The organism is Aliivibrio logei, from assembly GCF_001691055.1.
GTDB lineage: Bacteria > Pseudomonadota > Gammaproteobacteria > Enterobacterales > Vibrionaceae > Aliivibrio > Aliivibrio salmonicida.
Genome location: NZ_MAJU01000004.1, coordinates 265,368 through 284,233 on the forward strand (window position 1 = coordinate 265,368; position 18,866 = coordinate 284,233).

Genomic DNA, 18,866 nt, shown 5'->3' on the forward strand with positions numbered 1-18,866 from the left:
ATTTGTTGTAGCGGCTGCATTCTTAAAAATTGAGAATTAACCGCCGTGACCTGGCATACCAAAAAACAGCGCCTGTGCTATCCACACAGAGAAACCGTACGCACCAACCACACCCACACTTAGAATTGGGAAAAGAACAACTGTGATGAAGAGAAAAGCTTTCCATTCAGAAGAACGTTCAGCTCCATCGTTTTGCTTTACTGCATTGCTCATAATTTTTATTCCTAGTTATTTTTCTACTTTATAAATATAGAAAATGTTAACAAGTTGTCGAACTTATTTGCTGTAGATTTTAATCCCTCACAAATAGTGCTTCAATTAATTTTTTACGATAACTCCTTTTAAACACAACTTTTTTGCGCTCATCCAGAGATGTATTAAATTGAAAAGTTATATGAATTAATGTTAATAGTTGTGACAAATTAATTTTATGTAATAATTGTTAAACTTGTTAAATACCACTAAGGAGTAGGTCAAATAATCAACGTCGATAATTGACCCATATCAATAAACTTCAACTATTTATAGAGTAGCACGTAAATATCACGCTATAGGCTTCTTTGCTAAACAATGTTGGCATAAACAAGCAGAATTCTCAGAAACGGTGCCTACATCTCGTGTTTCTAGATCAAAACACCAACACGTTTCCTTTCCCATTTTGATATCACATTGAGCCGGTTTTTGGCATTCAGGGCACTCATGAGAAGACGATTTACCCGACAATCGATCCATCACTTTATCTCGTTTTTCATCTGTCATTGATTTCCATTCAATAATTTCAGTGATGGTGCGTTTGCAGCCAATACAGATACCGCCTTCATTTTTACAGGCTGCTATACAAGGTGTTTTCATTACTTTATCTCTCTTTACATCAACTAGGAGGGTGCTTATTTAACACGGTATCTTTTAATCCCATACGACTCATGGGATAATAATAAGAATTATACAAATTAATCATTAGGAACAATTATGGCGCTAAGCTTACAAGAGCAAATGCTAAAAGCTGGGTTAGTGAACCAAAACAAAGTAGCAAAAGCAAAGAAAGCTTCAAAAAAATCTCGTGTTCAAAATCGTGAAGCAAAAGCGGCGGTTGAATTAAACAAAGCTGCTCAAGCTGAAAAAGACAAAGAATTGAGCGCACAACACAAAGCAGAGAAAGACCAGAAAGAATTACTTGCTCAAATCAAACAACTTATCTCAGCAAATAAACTGGATCGCACACACGGTGATATCGGTTATAACTTTACTGATGGCGTACTCGTCAAAAAAATGTACGTTGATAAAACAATGCAAACTCAGCTTGTTGCTGGTCGCTTAGCAATTGTTCATTTTAATGAAGATTACGAAGTCGTTCCCGCTGGCGTTGCCGATAAGATTACTCTGCGCGATAAATCTGTTGTTGTACTTAACAACGTAATAGCGGAAGATGCGCAAGATGAAGACGACCCATACGCTGAGTTCGTTATTCCTGATGATTTAATGTGGTAATACAATGAGCCGTAAAAATAAGATTAAAGAAACGCTATTAAAAAAACACCGTAGAACTCAAACAAAAAATAGCCGTGCGCACAATAAGCCAAAATACATCTGTAAAGCAGATCGTGAAAAAATGGCTCTTGAAGCAGAACAAGCAGCGGTAGAAACAGAAAACACAGAACAAGTAACACCGTCAGAAGAGTAATTTCCTCCTGATACAAAAAAGCCTCATCGTTTATGATAAACGATGAGGCTTTTTTAATAACTAAATTAAGCGCTTTCTAAAATAGTTTGTAATGCTACCAGTGAACCCACAGTATAGGTTGGCTCTACGCCTTCAGGACACGTTTTACCGGCTTCATTTAACCAACATGTGTCAATACCTGCATTCATGCCCCCAAGCACGTCTGAATCAGGGTTATCTCCAACCATAAGTATCGCGGATAAATCCACCTCCCCCATCATCGAAAAAGTATGTTCAAAAATGCGTTTATCTGGTTTTGCGATTCCGACTTGCTCTGAAATAATGATCAACTCAAAATAATGGCTAAATTCCGTTTTCTCTAAGCGGATCTTCTGTAATTCCGTAAATCCATTCGTAATAATACCCATTTTCACATTGCTCTCTAACAATGAATCAAGCAACTCTCTAGCGCCATCTAATGGCGTACAGATCTCGGCCATTGCCATCATAAACGCGCTATTCATTGCTTTTGGCGTAACACCTACTTTTTTAGCCCACTCTTCAAATCGTGTTTCTTGAAGTTGCAAAGCCGTAATTTCGTTGTCTTGATATTGTACCCACAGCGGTTTATTTACCAATTGATATTCAATAAATTGTTCTTTCCCAAACTCAACGCCATAACCTAAAAACATGCGTTGTAAACCTGCAAAGGCATCAAAATGAAACAAGGTTTCATCGGCATCAAATAATATCCATTGGTATTTCACATTCATATCCTTAATGTAGCTTATACTTTAAAAGCAGTTACTTAGAGCATAAGTCTGACTGAGTCACACTCACACCTTTAATTTGTGCAAACCATTTCTGTCCAATTTCTAACGCTAAATCATCACAGGCCCAAGCGGTAATATTCGCCCATAAAACATGCCCAACCAAATCAAGTTTGACGGCAACACTGTCATTTTCTCGGTCTTTTTCAATCGCGACAACGGTAACCGGTAGAATATTACGAATAGAACTGCTACAGGGTTCGGTTTTGATTAAAGAAACGTCATTTGCTCGAATCCGTAATCGAATATGCTGATCTAGCACAACAGAAGCGTCTGTTTTTTTAACCCAAATCCCTTGTCGATCTGACAGCTGCACAAAACTCATCGAATACGTTTCATGGTGATGAGCAACAATACCTTCTAACAATGTTGATTGCTCGGACATACTAACCCAAGGGCGCATCTCTTGTGAGCTCCACACTGAGGTAATGTCTCCTGATAAACTGACCTTTCCATCATTTAACAGCACCATGTGATCCGCTAAACGAAGTATTTCATCAAGACTGTGTGTGACATAAATAATAGGGATCTTGATCTCTTTCGCCAAGCGTTCTAAATATGGCATCACTTCACGTTTTCTAGGGAGATCCAATGACGCTAACGGTTCATCCATGACTAATAAATCTGGCTCAGATAAAATGGCTCGACCAATGGCAACGCGTTGCTTTTCTCCCCCCGACAAGGAATGGGGGTGACGATCTAACAAAGGCTCAATATCAAGCAAGCTCACCACATCATCAAAACGAGCCGTTCTCTTGCCATTACATCCATAGAGTAAATTCCCCTCAACTTTGTAATGTGGGAATAAACGTGCATCTTGAAACACATACCCAATATGTCGACGTTCTGGCGGTACCGAAATCTTCTTATCTGAATCAAATAGTAAAGAACTATTAAGAGAAATTCGCCCTAAATCTGGGGACGTTAATCCACTGATTAAATTCGCAAGTGATGATTTTCCGGCACCCGAACGACCAAATATCGCACTTATTCCAGAAGATGGCAGCGACAATTGAACGTTTAAATCCAAATCACCCAATTGCTTTTGAATATCAATGACTAACATATTAACCCATCAACCTTTTTTTACTGGCTCGTGCTAACCATTCAGACAGCAATAATGAAATTAACGCAACAACAATAGAGATCACGCACAATCGTGCCGCTTCCATTTCTGCCCCGGGAATCTCTATGTAGCTGAACATTGCTAATGGAAGCGTTCTTGTCTCCCCTTCGATATTTGAAACAAAACTGATGGTCGCACCAAATTCACCTAAACTGCGCGCAAAGGCTAGCACGGCACCAGTTAAAATCCCCGGCAACATTAAGGGTAAAGTGATGGTGGTAAATACTTTGCAGCGTGATGCCCCCAAAGTACGGGCTGCCTGTTCTAATTTTTGATCAACCGACTCTAACGCTAATCGAATCGCTCGTACCATCAATGGCAACGCAACAATAGCAGAGGCCAATGCAGCCCCTTTCCAATTAAAGCTAAAACTTAATCCAAACAGTTCATATAACCATTTGCCTATAATGCCTTGTCGCCCCATTGAGATCAGTAACAAATACCCAATCACCACTGGTGGCAACACTAACGGTAAATGGATTAATCCATCTAATATGGCTTTGCCTTTAAACTCACATCGAGCTAACAACCAAGCCAATAATATTCCAATAGGCAAAGAAAAGCTGACCGCAATGCCCGCGATCTTTAAACTCAGTAATAAAGCCTCTACTTCATAATCCGTTAATATCATTAAATTGTTGTAAATCCATAAGCTGTAAAGGTCATTTTGGCTTTCTCAGAAAGTAAGTATTGATAAAAATTCATTACTTGATCTGATTTTTTATCTTTTACTATCGCCATCGGGTACACGATAGGATCATGAGAATCAGCAGGGAACTCTTCGACAATCGTTACGCCTTTTGATAATAATGCATCTGTCTTATACACAATGCCTAACGGCGCTTCATCACGCTCCACAAATAAAAGAGCCGAACGCACATTATTACCTGATGCTATGCGTTTATTTACCTCAGCCCAACGATGTTGATTCTCTAAACTTTGCTTACCATAAATACCGGCGGGTACATGCCTTGGATCTGCCATTGAAAGCCGCAGATCTTTTTGATCAATAAACCACTGCCAAGCGTTTTCTTTTGGTGTGCTTTTCGATGCAATTAACACTAGGCTATTTTTTAACAGATCAACCTTTGTTTCCGCTTCAATTTGATCCTGTTCGATCAAATAGTCCATCCACTTCGTATTGGCTGATAAGTAAATATCCGCGGGTGCGCCGTTCGCTATTTGTCGCGCTAACGAAGACGACCCTGCGTAACTCACTCTGACTTTTTCACCGGTTTCCTTCTGATAAGAAGACACGATATCATCCATTACATTGGTTAACGATGATGCTGCATATACTGTCACATTGGCAGATACTGACAACGAACTCATCAATAATGCAAAAAATACAAAAATTCGAGACATAATAATTCCTTCTTAATACGCTGCTTTCTTTTCAAACAAACTTGGCCAAAGTTGTGATAAATCCAAACTTTCTTCAATAGAAGCTGCAATACGCTCAATCGCCTCTTCTTGAATTTCTTTCATATCAATGGCTTTACTTTCTTTCAAGCCAGCCCAAGACATAATGGCTTCAAAAGCTTCTGGTTCATCAAAGATACCGTGTAAATAAGTCCCAAATATAGACCCTTCATGATTTAAAGCTCCGTCATACCTTACAATGCTTTCACTATTAATGATCACAGGAAGATGAGCTCCGGCAATATGTATACTGACGCCTGCATGGATCTCATACCCTTTCACTTTTGCTGATGATTGATTTGGAAGATGCAACTCCCCTTCAACTAAGGTTAGCTGCTTTTGTTTTTTAAGCTCGGTGGATATTGCCAAATGCCCTAATCCAGCAATTAATGAAGGTTCGCCTTCGATTCCTAGCGGATCAGAAAGCTGCTCTCCTAGCATTTGATAACCACCACAAATTCCCATTACTTTGCCACCAAAGCGAAGGTGTCTTTCAATATCTTTATCCCACCCTTGAGATCTAAGGTAATTCAAATCGGCCTGAACCGACTTACTACCAGGAAGAATAATAAAGTCAGCACCAGACAGCGATTGTCCTTTACCTACAAATTGAAGATCGATATCTGGATGCAAACGCAATGAATCAAAATCGGTGTGATTGCTGATACGAGTAACCACTGGCACCTTAACCACAAATTGGCCTTTCTCTTGTTGCTCACTCTTAATGGCGTCTTCCGCCTCTAAGTTTAATCCGTGTAAATAAGGGATAACACCGAGTACAGGTTTGCCTGTTTTTTCTTCTAGCCATTCAAGACCGGGAACAAGCAAGGAAATATCACCACGAAAACGATTAATGACAAACCCTTTGACTCGTGCTTGTTCAGATTCAGACAATAACGCCAATGTGCCATAAAGATGGGCGAACACACCACCACGATCAATGTCAGCAACGATGATCACAGGAACATCAGCGGCTTCTGCAAACCCCATATTTGCAATGTCATTTTCACGCAGGTTTATTTCCGCGGGACTTCCCGCCCCTTCAACCACAACACATTGATAATGGTCATTCAGGTAAGCGAAAGACTCTAGAACATAAGGCATGGCAAGTTTTTTGTAATCTTGAAACCCCCACGCATCCATCGTTTCAATGGCTTTTCCTTGAACAATGACTTGAGCGCCAATGTCGGTGTTCGGCTTCAATAAGATAGGATTCATATGAACATGTGGTTTTACTCTAGCTGCATCCGCTTGCAGTGCTTGAGCTCGGCCAATTTCACCACCATCTTCCGTTACAGCACTGTTAAGTGCCATATTCTGAGGTTTAAAAGGGGCAACTTGAATCCCTTTATTAGAAAGTACTCGGCATAACCCTGCCACTAAGACTGTTTTACCAGCATCAGAAGTCGTTCCTTGAACCATTAACGGAGCAAAAGTGTTCATAATTCCATCTAATTTCGTATATATCAGGTTGATGATATTAGCATTTTTAACAACACAGAGGCTAGGTTCTACTGAAGTTTCACCTGATATGAATAAAGATAAAATAGATGAATAGAATATGAATGCCTTCCTCACTATAGATTCAGGCAACCTTTGCTTTAATAGCCCTATCGAAACAACAACGCATAAGACTCTGCATTTCAGAGTCATCACATTATCGTATTAAGGGTTTATTATGAAAAAGACAATCATTGCAATTACAGCCGCTCTAATCTTATCTCCAACCATCGCTCTGGCTGACAATGGCGACCATAACAATAAACACGCTCAATTAAACTACACTGGCCCAGTAACAACAACGACGGTCGCTGAGTTATTAAAAGACACGAGCATGTTCGCAGAGCAAGACGCAACCATTGATGGACGTATCGTTCGCCATATTCGTAAAGACAAATACGTATTCTCAGATGGTACGACTGAAATTCAAATCGAAATTGATGACGACATTTCATTACCAACGGCGATTAATGAAACGACTAAAGTCCGCATTTTTGGTGAATATGAAGGTGGAAGTACCCCTGAGATTGAAGTAGATCGCCTACAAACACTATAAATCAAATAACAAATCGATAACTTGGCCTGCATTTTGCAGGCTTTTCTATAAGTGAATTTTATGGAAACTAGGCTACCAAGTTATGACACCGATAAAAACAATCAATAAAATATGGCTTTTAACTGCAGCACTTTCTTCTTCAACTGCGCTAGCAAATAATTTTCCTTACAGCTTTTTTGAAGCTCGTATAGGAACAAGTCCAGGTACTTTCGGTGCTCAAATAAATCAGCAATTTACTGAAAACGCTCATCTTGTCGGAAAAATAGACACCGAATTTGAAGGCGATTGGGACATCAGTGGTGGTATTGGTTTCAACGGTCCAATAAACCAATTCGCAGACATCTATGGTCAACTATTACTTCATAATGTAAAAGACAAATCGAGTGATAAATTTGGTGATGAAATGCTAACCGAAGTAAATATTGGTTTTCGTATGTGGTTAGTACAGCAAATTGAAGTCGGCGCTCAATACGGTCAACTTTTTAATAGTGACATAACAAAAGATGTAGGTAGCGTGCACTTCCGTTTTCATTCAACGGATCAACTTTCTGTCGGTACTGAAGCTAAATTTGGTGGGATCTATGGCAGTCAAATAATGATGACGGCACGATTTACGTTCTAAATAACACGATATTAACTTACGATTTTATTCCCTAAAGAGCCAGTTGTATTTATGCCACTGGCTTTTTACTTATTCACAACACCAATAAGTAAAAACAAAGCAATAACTAAACTCGTCATGAAAACTTCATTAAAATCAAAAGTTAAACACTCTTACTAAATAACCGATTAACTAATAGTCTCAAATGTAATACCGCCTAAAAACAACAAACTTACCTCTTGTTATTAACAGTAATGAAACATAGCGTGTACCTATATTGTTATTTGGAATTCCGCTATGAATCAATTTCGTCCCCTTATTTTTGCTTTGTTATTATTACCAAGCGTAGTTCAATCTATTGAGCTAGCGCCGATTAGTCATTCATCTTATCTTGGTGATTACAACGAACTAGAAAAAAAAGGGGTCATTCGGATATTAGTCTCTGTTGAAGTTGGTTTTTACCAAGTCAGTGATGGTAAGCCGATTGGCATTATTTCGGAATTTCTTTCGCACTTTGAACAAGCATTAAAAAAACAAAATCGTCACATGCGCATACGCATTATCCCAGTCGCTCAAGATGATCTGATCCGCTCTCTTGAATCAGGTATTGGAGACATTGCTGTTGGGCACTTAGCGGTGACCAAAAATCGCCTAAAGCATATTGATTTCAGTACTCCCACCATTAAAGACAGTGCCGAATGGCTTATCACTTCAAAAGAAGAAGCGCCTATTGAAACCATTTATGATCTTTCAGGAAGAGAGATCTGGGTAAAAGGCAGTTCCAGTTATTTTGAAACCCTACAAAACCTAAATAACCAATTAGCCAGAGAGCATTATTCTCCAATGGATGTTCATTTTTTAGAAGAGTCTCTTGGAGAGAATGAAATACTCGAAATGGTAGAAAATAAATTGCTTCCTGCCACCGTCATTGAAAATTATCGAGCACTGTTATGGAAAAAGATCATTCCTAACATTCAATACCATGATGAATTTCCCCTAAAAGAAGACATCAATATTGCATGGGCAATGCGAAAAGACAGCCCACAGCTGTCAAAAGTAGTGAATCAATACATTACAAAAATCAAAAAAGGCTCATTCTTAGGGAATCTTATTTATAAAAAATACCTTAATGATGACCGATGGTTAGCAAAAATCTTACGATCTGACAATATCGATAGACTAAACCAGTTTTCAGGATTATTTAAACAATATTCAGACATGTACAATCTCGACTGGTTATTAACTTCGGCGCTTGCCTACCAAGAATCAAGATTAAACAACAATGTCATCTCTCATAAAGGTGCGGTTGGTATTATGCAAGTGTTGCCAACAACGGCACAAGATCGCAATGTTCGCATTAATGATATCAATCTATTAGAAAATAACATTCACGCCGGGATAAAATACCTTAGCTTTGTGCATAAACGTTATTTTGATAAGCCTGAAATTTCCCCTGATAATCAGCTCTATTTTTCTCTTGCGGCTTATAATGCAGGACCTGCAAACATAAGGCGCATTAGAAACATGGCTAGAATAAATGGATATAATCCAAACGTTTGGTTCAATAACGTTGAATTGATGGCAATGAAATACATCAGTAAAGAGCCCGTGCACTATGTGTCAAACATCAGCCGTTATTACGTCATTTATAAGCAAATAACACAATTAGAAGAACATAAAAAACAGCGTAATGTGTCGACCTCTTCTTTCTTTTAATCTCCTTATCAGCGTTAATATCCAGAGAATGTGAGTGTTATACCCGTATAAAAATCTTGAATTATCTTCATTTTCACTTTAACTTGTTAGTATGTTGTTAAAAAATGGCGCCGTAACATGGATAGTTTACGTAGATTTATATGGGTATTATTATTTATACCCCAACTGGCTTTTTCTATTGAGTTATCCCCCATGACTCAAACTCCTTACGTTGGGGATTTAAAAGTATTAGAAAAAAAAGGCACCATTAGGGTACTTGTCTCTGCCGATCTTGGATTTTATTACATAGAAAAGGGACAACCTAAAGGCATTATTGCTGAATTCCTCCATCACTTTGAACTCCATTTACGAAAAAATAATATCAACGTGAATGTCCAAGTGATCCCTATTCCTAGAGACGATTTATTCAATGCGTTAGAAAGTGGGTTTGGCGATCTTGCCGTTGCCAATTTAACGATCACACCTCAACGTTTAAAATCGGTTGATTTCAGTGATCCTGTTATTAGCAACAGTAAAGAATGGTTAGTCGGTTCAAAAAGTGCGCCTGCCATTACCTCTTTTGAAGATCTCTCAGGCAAAGAAGTATGGGTTAGACCAAGCTCTAGCTACTTTGAAAGTTTACAAAGAATCAATAAGCAACTTTCAGCACAAGATATTCCACCTATCAGTGTTCAATTCCTAGAAGAAAACCTACAAGATTACGAACTGATGGAGATGCTTAACCAAGATATATTACCTATCACGGTGATTGACAGCCATAAATCACAATTATGGACTAAGGTAATGAAAAACATCACTATCTATGAAGATCTTCCAATCAGAACAAATGCAAATATTGGCTGGGCAATGCGCCAAAATAGCCCCCAATTAAAATCTGCTGTAAACAAATACGTAAGAACCATTCGTCAAGGCTCCTTCTTAGGTAATGTCATTTACAAGAAATACCTGGATAATACCAAGTGGCTAAAAAAAGCCCTTAACCCTGAAACCGTAACGCAATTTAAAAGTTTGGCGGTCTTGTTTGAACAATACGCCGACAAGTATGAATTTGATTGGTTAATGATCTCAGCTCAAGCGTATCAAGAATCCAAGTTCAATAACCGCCTCGTTTCTCATATGGGTGCCGTTGGTATTATGCAAGTACTGCCACAAACCGCAAAAGAACCGTATATCAATATCAAAAAATTTAGACAACTAGAGCATAATATTCACGCTGGTGTGAAATACATGAGTTTTGTACATAAACGCTATTTTTTGAAACCGGAGATCACTGAAGAAAATCAAATGTACTTTTCATTAGCGGCTTACAATGCAGGACCGGCGAATGTAAGAAAAATGCGAAGAATGGCGGTTAAACACGGGTATAACCCTAATGTTTGGTTTAATAATGTAGAAATCATGGCTCAGAAATACGTTAGCAAAGAACCTGTTCATTATGTTGCCAATATCAGCCGTTATTACGTTATCTACAAACAAATATATAAGCTACAAGCCCATAGAGAGCAGCAGAATGCATCTAATTATAAGTTGTTCTAATCCACGATTATAATTACTAATTTAACCTCTATATTTAAAACATAAAAAAACGCCCAAAGACTAGATTTGGGCGTTTTTATTCATTACTTCGATGTAAGATAGATAAGCGATTTACTTAGCTAATTTTACTTTTGGCTGAATGAACTTTTTACTTACGTCAACAACAGCCACATCACGGAAGAAAGTTCGACCTAATAATACAGGGAACGTCATGTGCGTACGGTCATTAAGAGTAAACTCTGTCTTGGTTTCTAAATCGCCAATTTGTACCCATGCTTCAATCACTGGACGATCCGTTCGTTTCTCTGTACTTGATTGACGAATAGTTACGATACGAGCCACTGGTGATTCAAACTCTTTTGTCTCACCAGCACCATGAGCAAGTTTAAATTTAACCCAATCTTTTCCATCACGCTCAAACATTTCAATATCAACCGCTGAAATTGAAGACGTTGTAGCGCCTGTGTCAATTCGAGCTTTCGCGTTATGGTTAATCGCTTTGATGTACATCCACTCTTCTTCACCTAAAATCAGTTTGCCATCTGCTGTTTTCAGATTTGTCGCAACTGGTGGTTTAGGATCAACTTGTGGTTTTTGCTCAGGCTTTACCGCGGGCTTTGTTTCTGGTTTTACTGCCGGCTTAGTCTCTGGTGTTACTGGTTGCTCAACAACCGGCTTATCAGTCGTACCTGTTTCTGGTGTTGTCGTTGCTGTTGTCGACATACAACCAGCAAGTAGAATAGGTAAAAGTAACGTTGACCATTTTTTTGTTATCTTCATGCGTTTTCCTTTACTGTATTATCTGTAATGATTCATTCTATTAGTATAGTAACTATCTCAAAAATTTCTGTTACTTATTTGCAACAGAGGCAACGGATTTTGCAATATAATCAATATGCTGCTCTTGCATTCCTGCAATATTAATACGACCGTCCCCTACCGCATAAATTCCATGGTCAGATTTTAACTGTGCCATTTGATCGCCATTGAAGCCAATCACAGAAAACATGCCTTTATGTTGTTCAATAAAATCAAACTGAGTCGATTGCGTTTCATCACGCAGCGCTGCACAAAGATTCGAACGTAAACCAAGTAAACGTTTTTGCATCTCATCTAACTCGGTACGCCATGATAATGTTAATGCCGCATCGTTTAAGATTCGTCCCACAATGGCCGCACCGTGATCGGGTGGCATCGTGTACGTTGCTCGTGCCATTTGCAGTAATTTGGCTTTTGCATTCATCGCAATTTCAATACTGGCAGCAATCACCATTGCTGCACCAGTGCGTTCACGGTACAAGCCAAAGTTTTTAGAACATGACGTCGCAATAAACATTTGAGGCACACGATCCGCCATAAAGCGTAACCCTGCCGCATCAGATTCTAAGCCATCACCAAAACCTTGGTAGGCAATATCAACAAAAGGAATAAAGCCGTTTTTCAACGCCAATTCAGTAATTGCTATCCAATCAGACAAACGTATATCCGCCCCTGTTGGGTTATGACAACAACCGTGCAGCAAGATGATGTCTTTAGGTCCAGCATTGGCTAAATCAGCCATCATAGCTTCGCTATCAACTTGTTTCGTTGTAGGGTTAAAATAAGAATAATGCTTAACCTTTAAGCCTGCGGCTTCCATTACCGGTTGATGGTTAATGTAACTTGGGTTACTTATCCAAACCGTAGCACCTGGTTCTGTTGATTTAATCAGATCGGCAATCATGCGCAATGCGCCACTGGCACCTGGCGTTTGAATAGCAGAAACACGCTCATAAGCAGACGTATCACGTAATAACAGATCAACCATGCTTTGGTTAAAAACTTCACAACCAGCAAGGCCAACGTACGCTTTTGTGGTTTGCTCAGCAGCGATAGCTTTCGCTGAATCACTCACCGCTTTCATGATTGGAGTGTGGCCTTGATCGTTACGATAAACACCAATGCCGAGATCGACTTTGTTGTCGCGATCATCAGCACGGTATTCAATAGAGAGAGAAAGAATGGGATCTTTAGCAGGAGTCGCTATATTTTGCAGCATATTTTCATATCCTTATGATCTGTAATACATTTAAATTACCATTCAGATAGGAAAATATCACGGTTTATTGCTTAATTTTTTACTCTAATTTTACAACTCATTAAAATAATGAATGATTTGATTACTGCTTCCACGCCAATCTAATGATGGATCCGCTTTCTCTTGTTCAAATCGGCCATCGATTAACGTATCAACCAAATTCACAATCTCTTGCTGCGTTGGGTTAAGCTCGCTTAACGTATAACCTGTCCACATCCAAATGTCTTTATTCTCACATTCAGAGTTAACTCGTTTCACTAACTTAAGCACAGCCTCACAATTGGCAGGATGAAGAGGATCGCCACCTGACAGCGACAACCCTCGACGATGAATACGCGTATCATTCAAATCGGCAATGATCTTATCTTCCAATTGCTGACAAAATACATGACCTGAGTTTGGATTTAATGTGGACTTGTTATAGCACCCTTTGCAGTTGTGCTCACAACCAGAAACAAACAGGGTACAACGCGTACCCGGTCCGTTAATCACATCAATTGAATGATATACGTGATAATTCATTATAAGTGTTTCACTCGACGTTGAACTTCTTCTTGCTTACCGAAGTTAAATGGACGTGCATCAGGGCTGCCTAAATAACCACATACTCGACGTGTTACTGACACTTTGGTTGAGTCATGATTGCCACATTTAGGACACGTAAAACCTTTACTTGTACATTCGAACTCACCCGTAAAACCACATTCGTAGCATTCATCAATGGGTGTGTTTGTTCCGTAATAAGGCACACGGCTGTAGCTGTAATCCCATACGTTTTCTAACGCTTCAATATTGCGTTGCATGTTAGGGAATTCACCGTAACAAATAAAACCACCGCTTGAGATCTCAGGGTAAGGCATTTCAAAATCAATCTTATCGTATGGATTTACTACTTTTTGAACATCAAGGTGGAAACTGTTGGTGTAGTACCCTTTGTCTGTCACTTTATCGATAACACCAAACTGTGTGTTATCTAATTTACAGAAACGAGAACATAAGTTTTCACTTGGTGTGCCATAAAGACTAAAGCCAAAACCGGTTTCTTTTGTCCATACTTCGACTGCATCTTTTAGGTATTGAATAATTTCTAATGCTTTTACTTGAAGCTCTGCGTTGTCATATAAATGTTCATCATTACCGAACAACGCTTCAATCGTTTCATGCACACCAATGTAACCCAGTGATACAGATGCACGTCCATTTTTAAAGATATTAATAATGTCATCATCTGGTTTCAGACGAACACCACACGCGCCTTCCATATAAAGGATAGGAGCAACACGAGCCTTCACACCTTCAAGACGAGAAATACGTGTTTCTAATGCACGACGACAAAGAAGTAGACGCTCATCAAGCAATTTGTAGAATGCCGTCACATCACCTTTCGCTTCAATCGCAACGCGAGGAAGGTTTAAGCTGATAACACCAATGTTATTACGGCCATCATGAATTTGTTCACCGTTTTCTTCATAAACGTCTAAGAAGCTGCGACACCCCATTGGCGTTTTGAATGACCCTGTCACTTCAACTACTTTGTCGTAGTTAAGAATGTCTGGGTACATACGTTTTGTAGCACATTCCAACGCAAGTTCTTTAATGTCGTAATGAGGATCCGATTTTTTATGGTTCAAACCATCACGAATAGCGAAGACTAATTTTGGGAATACCGCTGTTTTACGGTTTTTACCTAAACCAGCAATACGGTTCGCTAAAATAGAACGTTGAATTAATTTTGATTCCCAGCTTGTGCCTAAACCAAAACCAAACGTAACAAAAGGCGTTTGTCCGTTCGCGGTATGTAATGTGTTTACTTCGTACTCAAGAGATTGGAATGCGTCATAACATTCTTTTTCTGTTTGTGCTTGAGCAAACGCTTCAGTATCCGCAATGTTCCATTTCTCAGCCAATTTCTTCGCTTTTTCGTAACTAACCGTTACATAAGGCGCAAGAATTTCATCAATACGGTTAATCGTAGTTCCACCGTAGATATGACTTGCAACTTGAGCAATGATTTGCGCGGTTACTGCTGTCGCTGTGGCAATCGATTTTGGTGTATCGATTTCCGCATTACCCATTTTAAAGCCACCTGTTAACATACCTTTTAAGTCAATCAGCATACAGTTGAACATTGGGAAGAACGGGGCGTAATCTAGATCGTGGTAATGGATCTCGCCACGTTCATGCGCTTGAACAATATCACGCGGTAAAATATGACGTGTTGCATAGTGCTTAGCCACAATACCCGCCAGTAAATCACGCTGTGTTGGGATAACTTTGCCGTCTTTATTGGCGTTTTCATTCAATAATTCAGCATTACTTTGTTCAATCAAGCCGCTAATTTCTTTATTTAGCACACTGATTTTTTCACGAGCAATGTCACGGTCATGGCGATACTCAATATAGGCACGCGCTAACACTTTGTGTGGTCCTTGCATTAATTCGTTTTCAACCAGATCTTGGATCTGACGAATACCCACTTCTTTTTGTCCCTGTAGAGCCACTTCAACGGCATGAGCCACTAGCTGAGCATAACTCTCAATTTCAGGCGTAACCTGCTCTGAAGCGCCTTTTACAGCGTCAATAATACGAGAATTCTCATAGGCTGCACGACTTCCATCTCGTTTGATTACAGTTATGTTCACAGTGGCTCCAAATACTAAATAGTGGGTGCATTAGACTCGCTAACACAAGATGTGGTGTATTAAGCTCGATCTACGAATAAAATACCTTGATCTAGATCAAGAGAAATCTGAGGGTGATTCTACTTTCACCACTGCTTTAATCTTGTTCTCAAATTCGTTGCAATGTATGAAAATGAAACATTTTTTTGTGTGCTATGCAGTAAGTTTTTGATTAAACTGCTTGCGATTTCTGGAGGACTTATGAATCAACGAATTACTCGCTTACTCAGTTTTTACATGCTTATTTTTAGCTCATTTTCAAGCTATGCTGTCACACTATCGACATGGAATATGGAATGGTTAACACTCAATCCATCTGAAAAATTTAAACCATCAGAAAGAAATGAATACGATTTTCAATCCTTAAATAATTATTTTATTAAATCAAGTAGCCAAATATTGGCCTTCCAAGAAGTCGATTCCGCTGAGGCGATTCAAAAAGTCGTGGGGAACGAGTATAAAATCTACTTATCCGATCGTTCATCTAACCCAAAAAAGCAGTTTAATGACATAAACCAATACACGGGTTTTGCCGTGCACAACTCAATTAGCGTGACTGACCCTGATGATTTTTCTCTGTTACCCAACAAGAAAACCAGCAAATTACGTTATGCGGCTTATATCATTGCAACCGTAAACGAAAAGCCTTTGCATTTACTTTCTGTTCATTTGAAATCAGGGTGTTTTGGTCAGAAAAAGAACAACTACGCCTGTTCTACTCTTGAACAACAAACAGAAGAAGTGATTGATTGGATAAATGAGCGAAACGAAAAGAAACAAGATTACTTAATTCTTGGGGACTTTAACCACACCTTAGCGCACCCAAGAAGTTGGGTGTGGAAAGAAATTCAAAAAGGCACACCACAAGACCCATACCTACTAACAGAAGACACCAAAGGTAGTTGCACCGTTAAACAATGGAAACGTAATTGGCCTAAATACACCACATTTACCCGCTTGATTGATCACGGCATTAGTAATCTTTCTCTTAAACAAGTCGAAGTAGAGCAATTACTGTATGACCAAAATGACGTTAAAAAATTCCAACTCACCGATCACTGCCCTATTATATTTAAAATAAAAGATTAGCAGACACAAAAAAGGAGCGTAAATTACGCTCCTTTTTAATATCAAATACACAGTTTATTCATGGTAATCATGAGAAAGAGATTAAATTTTAATGTCGATACTCTTCTTAATGCGTTTATCTTTTGTTATTCGACGCTCAAAAAGAACAGATTTTGTTGGGTAATTTCTTCTTTCTTCCTTTTCTCGTCGCTCTTCTTGATACGTGCCATTAATATCCACGGTTTCGATAATATTTGCATCCGTGTCTTCTATCATCTTATTCGTCATAATCTCTCCTTGATTACCTACGTAGTACACTTACTTTACGCTTATTCTAAATACGGTATCCGCTAACCATTAGTTAACTTAACAGTAACTTAAAACCAACCTTTGTGGCAAGGGCAACTGACAAGATGATCATCGATTACGCCCGTCGCCTGTAAAAAAGCGTAACAGATGGTCGAACCAATAAATTTAAAACCACGTTTCTTTAGATCTTTACTTAATTTATCAGATAACTCAGTGGTGGCTGGCACATCAGCCATTGTTTCCCACTTATTTATCATTGGTTTGCCATCAACGTAAGACCACAAATAGTCAGAAAAACTGCCAAACTCTTGCTGTATCTTAATAAAGGCCTGAGCATTGGTGATCACCGAATTAATTTTTAAGCGATGACGAACAATACGAGCGTCTAGCATTAACGCTTCGACTTTATCTTGATCATATTTAACGATTTTTTCAACATCAAAACCATCAAACAGCAAACGGTAGCCTTCCCGTTTTTTTAAAATAGTAGACCAACTTAATCCCGCTTGCGCACCTTCTAAAATTAAAGATTCAAACAATTGTTGATCAGAGTGAACAGGGACACCCCATTCATTATCATGATATTCTCTATCTAAATCAGAAACTTCAGCCCACTGGCAACGTTTTTTATCCATAGCCTACTTATCCTTTTTTACTAAATTTTAACGATGATCACACTCCAACAACCAGTACACTGCCCTGTATTGTTGCTATGCTACTATTATCATACTTTTATTTGATAAATTTATTTGTATATGAACATAGCCTCTTCAGCAATGAAAGTCATTGCCGTGTTACTTTTATTTGGTGTTGGATTTTTTTTCACCGAGATAAAAGACGCTCTTATTTCTTATTCGGCACAAACCGTTCAAATTGAAGAGACGTGTAAGCTCTCAAGCCTGCCTTGTACAAAAAATGGCATCGACATCGAGTTAGAAAAAGACGTACTTACGCCTTTAGAACCGAGCTCTATTACTGTGAATTGGCCGAACTTAAATACAGACAACCTCATCGTTTCTTTGAAGGGGCATGAAATGGAAATGGGCAATCCTATTTTTAAATTATCAAAAAATGAAAACCACCAATTTAATGGCACTATTTTACTTCCAATTTGCACCCAAAACAGCATGACATGGGTAGGTACCATCAGTGATGGAACCACCTCAGTCTCTGTTTCATTAAAGGCCGTCCAATGAAAAAACTCTTATTAATAATCGCAATTATATTCATTGGTTTCGGAGTAAAACAAGCCTATTTAGCGTATTCAACTGACGATAACGCACTGTATGCTATAGAAAATAAACCCGTTGATCTTTTTGATCTCGACGATCCCCGTGTTCGTATCGTCTATTTTGGTTTTACTCGCTGCCCTGATGTCTGCCCAACTTCATTAGCGATGCTCTCTGGCGCATTAAATCAAATCGATCCAGAAACATTACAAACATTAAGACCTGTCTTTGTGACTCTTGATCCAGAAAGAGACAGTCCTGAACACTCCGCAGAATACGCACATTATTTTCATTCTTCAATTGAAGGCGTTTCAGGATCAGTCGATGCTATCAATGAATTAGCAAGACGCTACAGTGTCACCTTTCATAAGACCGAGTTAAAAGACTCAGCATTAAAATATACGATTGATCACTCCTCGTATTTCTACTTTCTAAAACCAGATGGTTCATTAATACGTAAAGTGCCTCACACTATATCGCCAGATCCCATAGTGGAAGCGATTCAATCTCTTTCATTGCCAGCAAACTAAGCAACACACTTAATGACAAAATAAT

22 protein-coding genes are annotated in these 18,866 nt (G+C 38.8%); 9 read left to right on the forward strand and 13 right to left on the reverse strand.

Going from position 1 to position 18,866, the window contains the following annotated elements; translation table 11 throughout:
* Positions 1–36: 36 nt before the first annotated feature.
* Complete coding sequence (torE, locus tag A6E04_RS01480; protein WP_012552063.1) at positions 37–213, reverse strand: trimethylamine N-oxide reductase system protein TorE; 177 nt, start codon at positions 211–213, stop codon at positions 37–39.
* 330 nt (positions 214–543) lie between these two features.
* The gene (locus tag A6E04_RS01485) at positions 544–852 is read right to left on the reverse strand and encodes a cysteine-rich CWC family protein (protein WP_017021865.1); all 309 of its coding nucleotides are present in this window, start codon (positions 850–852) and stop codon (positions 544–546) included.
* A gap of 117 nt (positions 853–969) precedes the next feature.
* Here A6E04_RS01485 and A6E04_RS01490 point away from each other — a divergent pair, with 117 nt between their 5' ends.
* Positions 970–1,488, forward strand: coding sequence for a DUF2058 domain-containing protein (locus A6E04_RS01490; RefSeq protein WP_012552065.1), 519 nt, complete (start codon positions 970–972; stop codon positions 1,486–1,488).
* A gap of 4 nt (positions 1,489–1,492) precedes the next feature.
* Complete coding sequence (locus A6E04_RS01495; protein WP_017021866.1) at positions 1,493–1,681, forward strand: DUF2986 domain-containing protein; 189 nt, start codon at positions 1,493–1,495, stop codon at positions 1,679–1,681.
* 65 nt (positions 1,682–1,746) lie between these two features.
* Here the strand turns inward: A6E04_RS01495 and yjjG are convergent, their stop codons facing one another.
* Genes yjjG through A6E04_RS01520 form a run of 5 tightly spaced genes read right to left on the reverse strand, consistent with a single transcriptional unit; the run spans position 1,747 to position 6,481 of the window.
* Positions 1,747–2,427 (reverse strand): pyrimidine 5'-nucleotidase, encoded by a 681-nt coding sequence (yjjG, locus tag A6E04_RS01500; protein WP_065609547.1) that lies wholly within the window; start codon positions 2,425–2,427, stop codon positions 1,747–1,749.
* A gap of 37 nt (positions 2,428–2,464) precedes the next feature.
* Positions 2,465–3,556: a molybdenum ABC transporter ATP-binding protein ModC gene (gene modC / locus A6E04_RS01505; protein ID WP_065609549.1), complete on the reverse strand. Its 1,092-nt coding sequence runs from the start codon at positions 3,554–3,556 to the stop codon at positions 2,465–2,467.
* 1 nt (position 3,557) lies between these two features.
* A complete protein-coding gene (modB, locus tag A6E04_RS01510; protein ID WP_012552069.1) occupies positions 3,558–4,247 on the reverse strand; it encodes a molybdate ABC transporter permease subunit in 690 nt (229 codons plus the stop codon).
* On the reverse strand, positions 4,247–4,981 hold the full coding sequence (gene modA / locus A6E04_RS01515) for a molybdate ABC transporter substrate-binding protein (protein WP_017021869.1): 735 nt from the start codon (positions 4,979–4,981) through the stop codon (positions 4,247–4,249). The genes modB and modA overlap by 1 nt, the downstream gene beginning before the upstream one ends.
* Positions 4,982–4,993: 12 nt before the next feature.
* The gene (locus A6E04_RS01520; RefSeq protein WP_065609551.1) at positions 4,994–6,481 is read right to left on the reverse strand and encodes a cobyric acid synthase; all 1,488 of its coding nucleotides are present in this window, start codon (positions 6,479–6,481) and stop codon (positions 4,994–4,996) included.
* Positions 6,482–6,716: 235 nt separating this feature from the next.
* On the opposite strand from A6E04_RS01520, the gene A6E04_RS01525 reads away from it, so the two are divergent.
* The 4 genes from A6E04_RS01525 to A6E04_RS01540 all read left to right on the forward strand — a co-directional run bounded on the left by A6E04_RS01525 (position 6,717) and on the right by A6E04_RS01540 (position 10,947).
* Entirely contained in the window at positions 6,717–7,094 is a 378-nt protein-coding gene (locus tag A6E04_RS01525) for a YgiW/YdeI family stress tolerance OB fold protein (RefSeq protein ID WP_017021871.1), read from the forward strand.
* Between the two features lie 82 nt (positions 7,095–7,176).
* The gene (locus tag A6E04_RS01530) at positions 7,177–7,716 is read left to right on the forward strand and encodes a hypothetical protein (protein ID WP_012552073.1); all 540 of its coding nucleotides are present in this window, start codon (positions 7,177–7,179) and stop codon (positions 7,714–7,716) included.
* A gap of 276 nt (positions 7,717–7,992) precedes the next feature.
* Entirely contained in the window at positions 7,993–9,411 is a 1,419-nt protein-coding gene (locus tag A6E04_RS01535) for an MltF family protein (RefSeq protein ID WP_017021872.1), read from the forward strand.
* Positions 9,412–9,528: 117 nt separating this feature from the next.
* On the forward strand, positions 9,529–10,947 hold the full coding sequence (locus A6E04_RS01540) for an MltF family protein (RefSeq protein WP_012552075.1): 1,419 nt from the start codon (positions 9,529–9,531) through the stop codon (positions 10,945–10,947).
* A 111-nt stretch (positions 10,948–11,058) separates the two neighbouring features.
* Here the strand turns inward: A6E04_RS01540 and A6E04_RS01545 are convergent, their stop codons facing one another.
* From A6E04_RS01545 to nrdD, 4 genes are all read right to left on the reverse strand, one after another.
* Positions 11,059–11,727 (reverse strand): ATP-dependent zinc protease family protein, encoded by a 669-nt coding sequence (locus A6E04_RS01545; protein ID WP_017021873.1) that lies wholly within the window; start codon positions 11,725–11,727, stop codon positions 11,059–11,061.
* A gap of 70 nt (positions 11,728–11,797) precedes the next feature.
* On the reverse strand, positions 11,798–12,985 hold the full coding sequence (locus tag A6E04_RS01550; protein ID WP_023603000.1) for an amino acid aminotransferase: 1,188 nt from the start codon (positions 12,983–12,985) through the stop codon (positions 11,798–11,800).
* 90 nt (positions 12,986–13,075) lie between these two features.
* Positions 13,076–13,546 carry an anaerobic ribonucleoside-triphosphate reductase-activating protein gene (nrdG, locus tag A6E04_RS01555; RefSeq protein WP_023602999.1) on the reverse strand — a complete coding sequence of 157 codons (471 nt, stop codon included), beginning with the start codon at positions 13,544–13,546 and terminating at the stop codon, positions 13,076–13,078.
* Positions 13,546–15,666 carry an anaerobic ribonucleoside-triphosphate reductase gene (gene nrdD, locus A6E04_RS01560; RefSeq protein ID WP_065609553.1) on the reverse strand — a complete coding sequence of 707 codons (2,121 nt, stop codon included), beginning with the start codon at positions 15,664–15,666 and terminating at the stop codon, positions 13,546–13,548. Before nrdD ends, nrdG begins: the two co-directional genes overlap by 1 nt.
* Positions 15,667–15,906: 240 nt before the next feature.
* Here nrdD and A6E04_RS01565 point away from each other — a divergent pair, with 240 nt between their 5' ends.
* Positions 15,907–16,794 (forward strand): endonuclease/exonuclease/phosphatase family protein, encoded by an 888-nt coding sequence (locus tag A6E04_RS01565; RefSeq protein ID WP_241802779.1) that lies wholly within the window; start codon positions 15,907–15,909, stop codon positions 16,792–16,794.
* Positions 16,795–16,875: 81 nt separating this feature from the next.
* On the opposite strand, the gene A6E04_RS01570 is transcribed toward A6E04_RS01565, so the two are convergent.
* Entirely contained in the window at positions 16,876–17,061 is a 186-nt protein-coding gene (locus A6E04_RS01570; protein WP_012552081.1) for a hypothetical protein, read from the reverse strand.
* 89 nt (positions 17,062–17,150) lie between these two features.
* Positions 17,151–17,717, reverse strand: a complete 567-nt coding sequence (locus A6E04_RS01575) for a DNA-3-methyladenine glycosylase I (protein WP_065609555.1) — start codon at positions 17,715–17,717, stop codon at positions 17,151–17,153.
* 120 nt (positions 17,718–17,837) lie between these two features.
* On the opposite strand from A6E04_RS01575, the gene A6E04_RS01580 reads away from it, so the two are divergent.
* Positions 17,838–18,278, forward strand: coding sequence for a hypothetical protein (locus A6E04_RS01580; protein WP_065609557.1), 441 nt, complete (start codon positions 17,838–17,840; stop codon positions 18,276–18,278).
* A complete protein-coding gene (locus tag A6E04_RS01585) occupies positions 18,275–18,841 on the forward strand; it encodes an SCO family protein (RefSeq protein WP_065609559.1) in 567 nt (188 codons plus the stop codon). The genes A6E04_RS01580 and A6E04_RS01585 overlap by 4 nt, the downstream gene beginning before the upstream one ends.
* Positions 18,842–18,866: the final 25 nt, after the last annotated feature.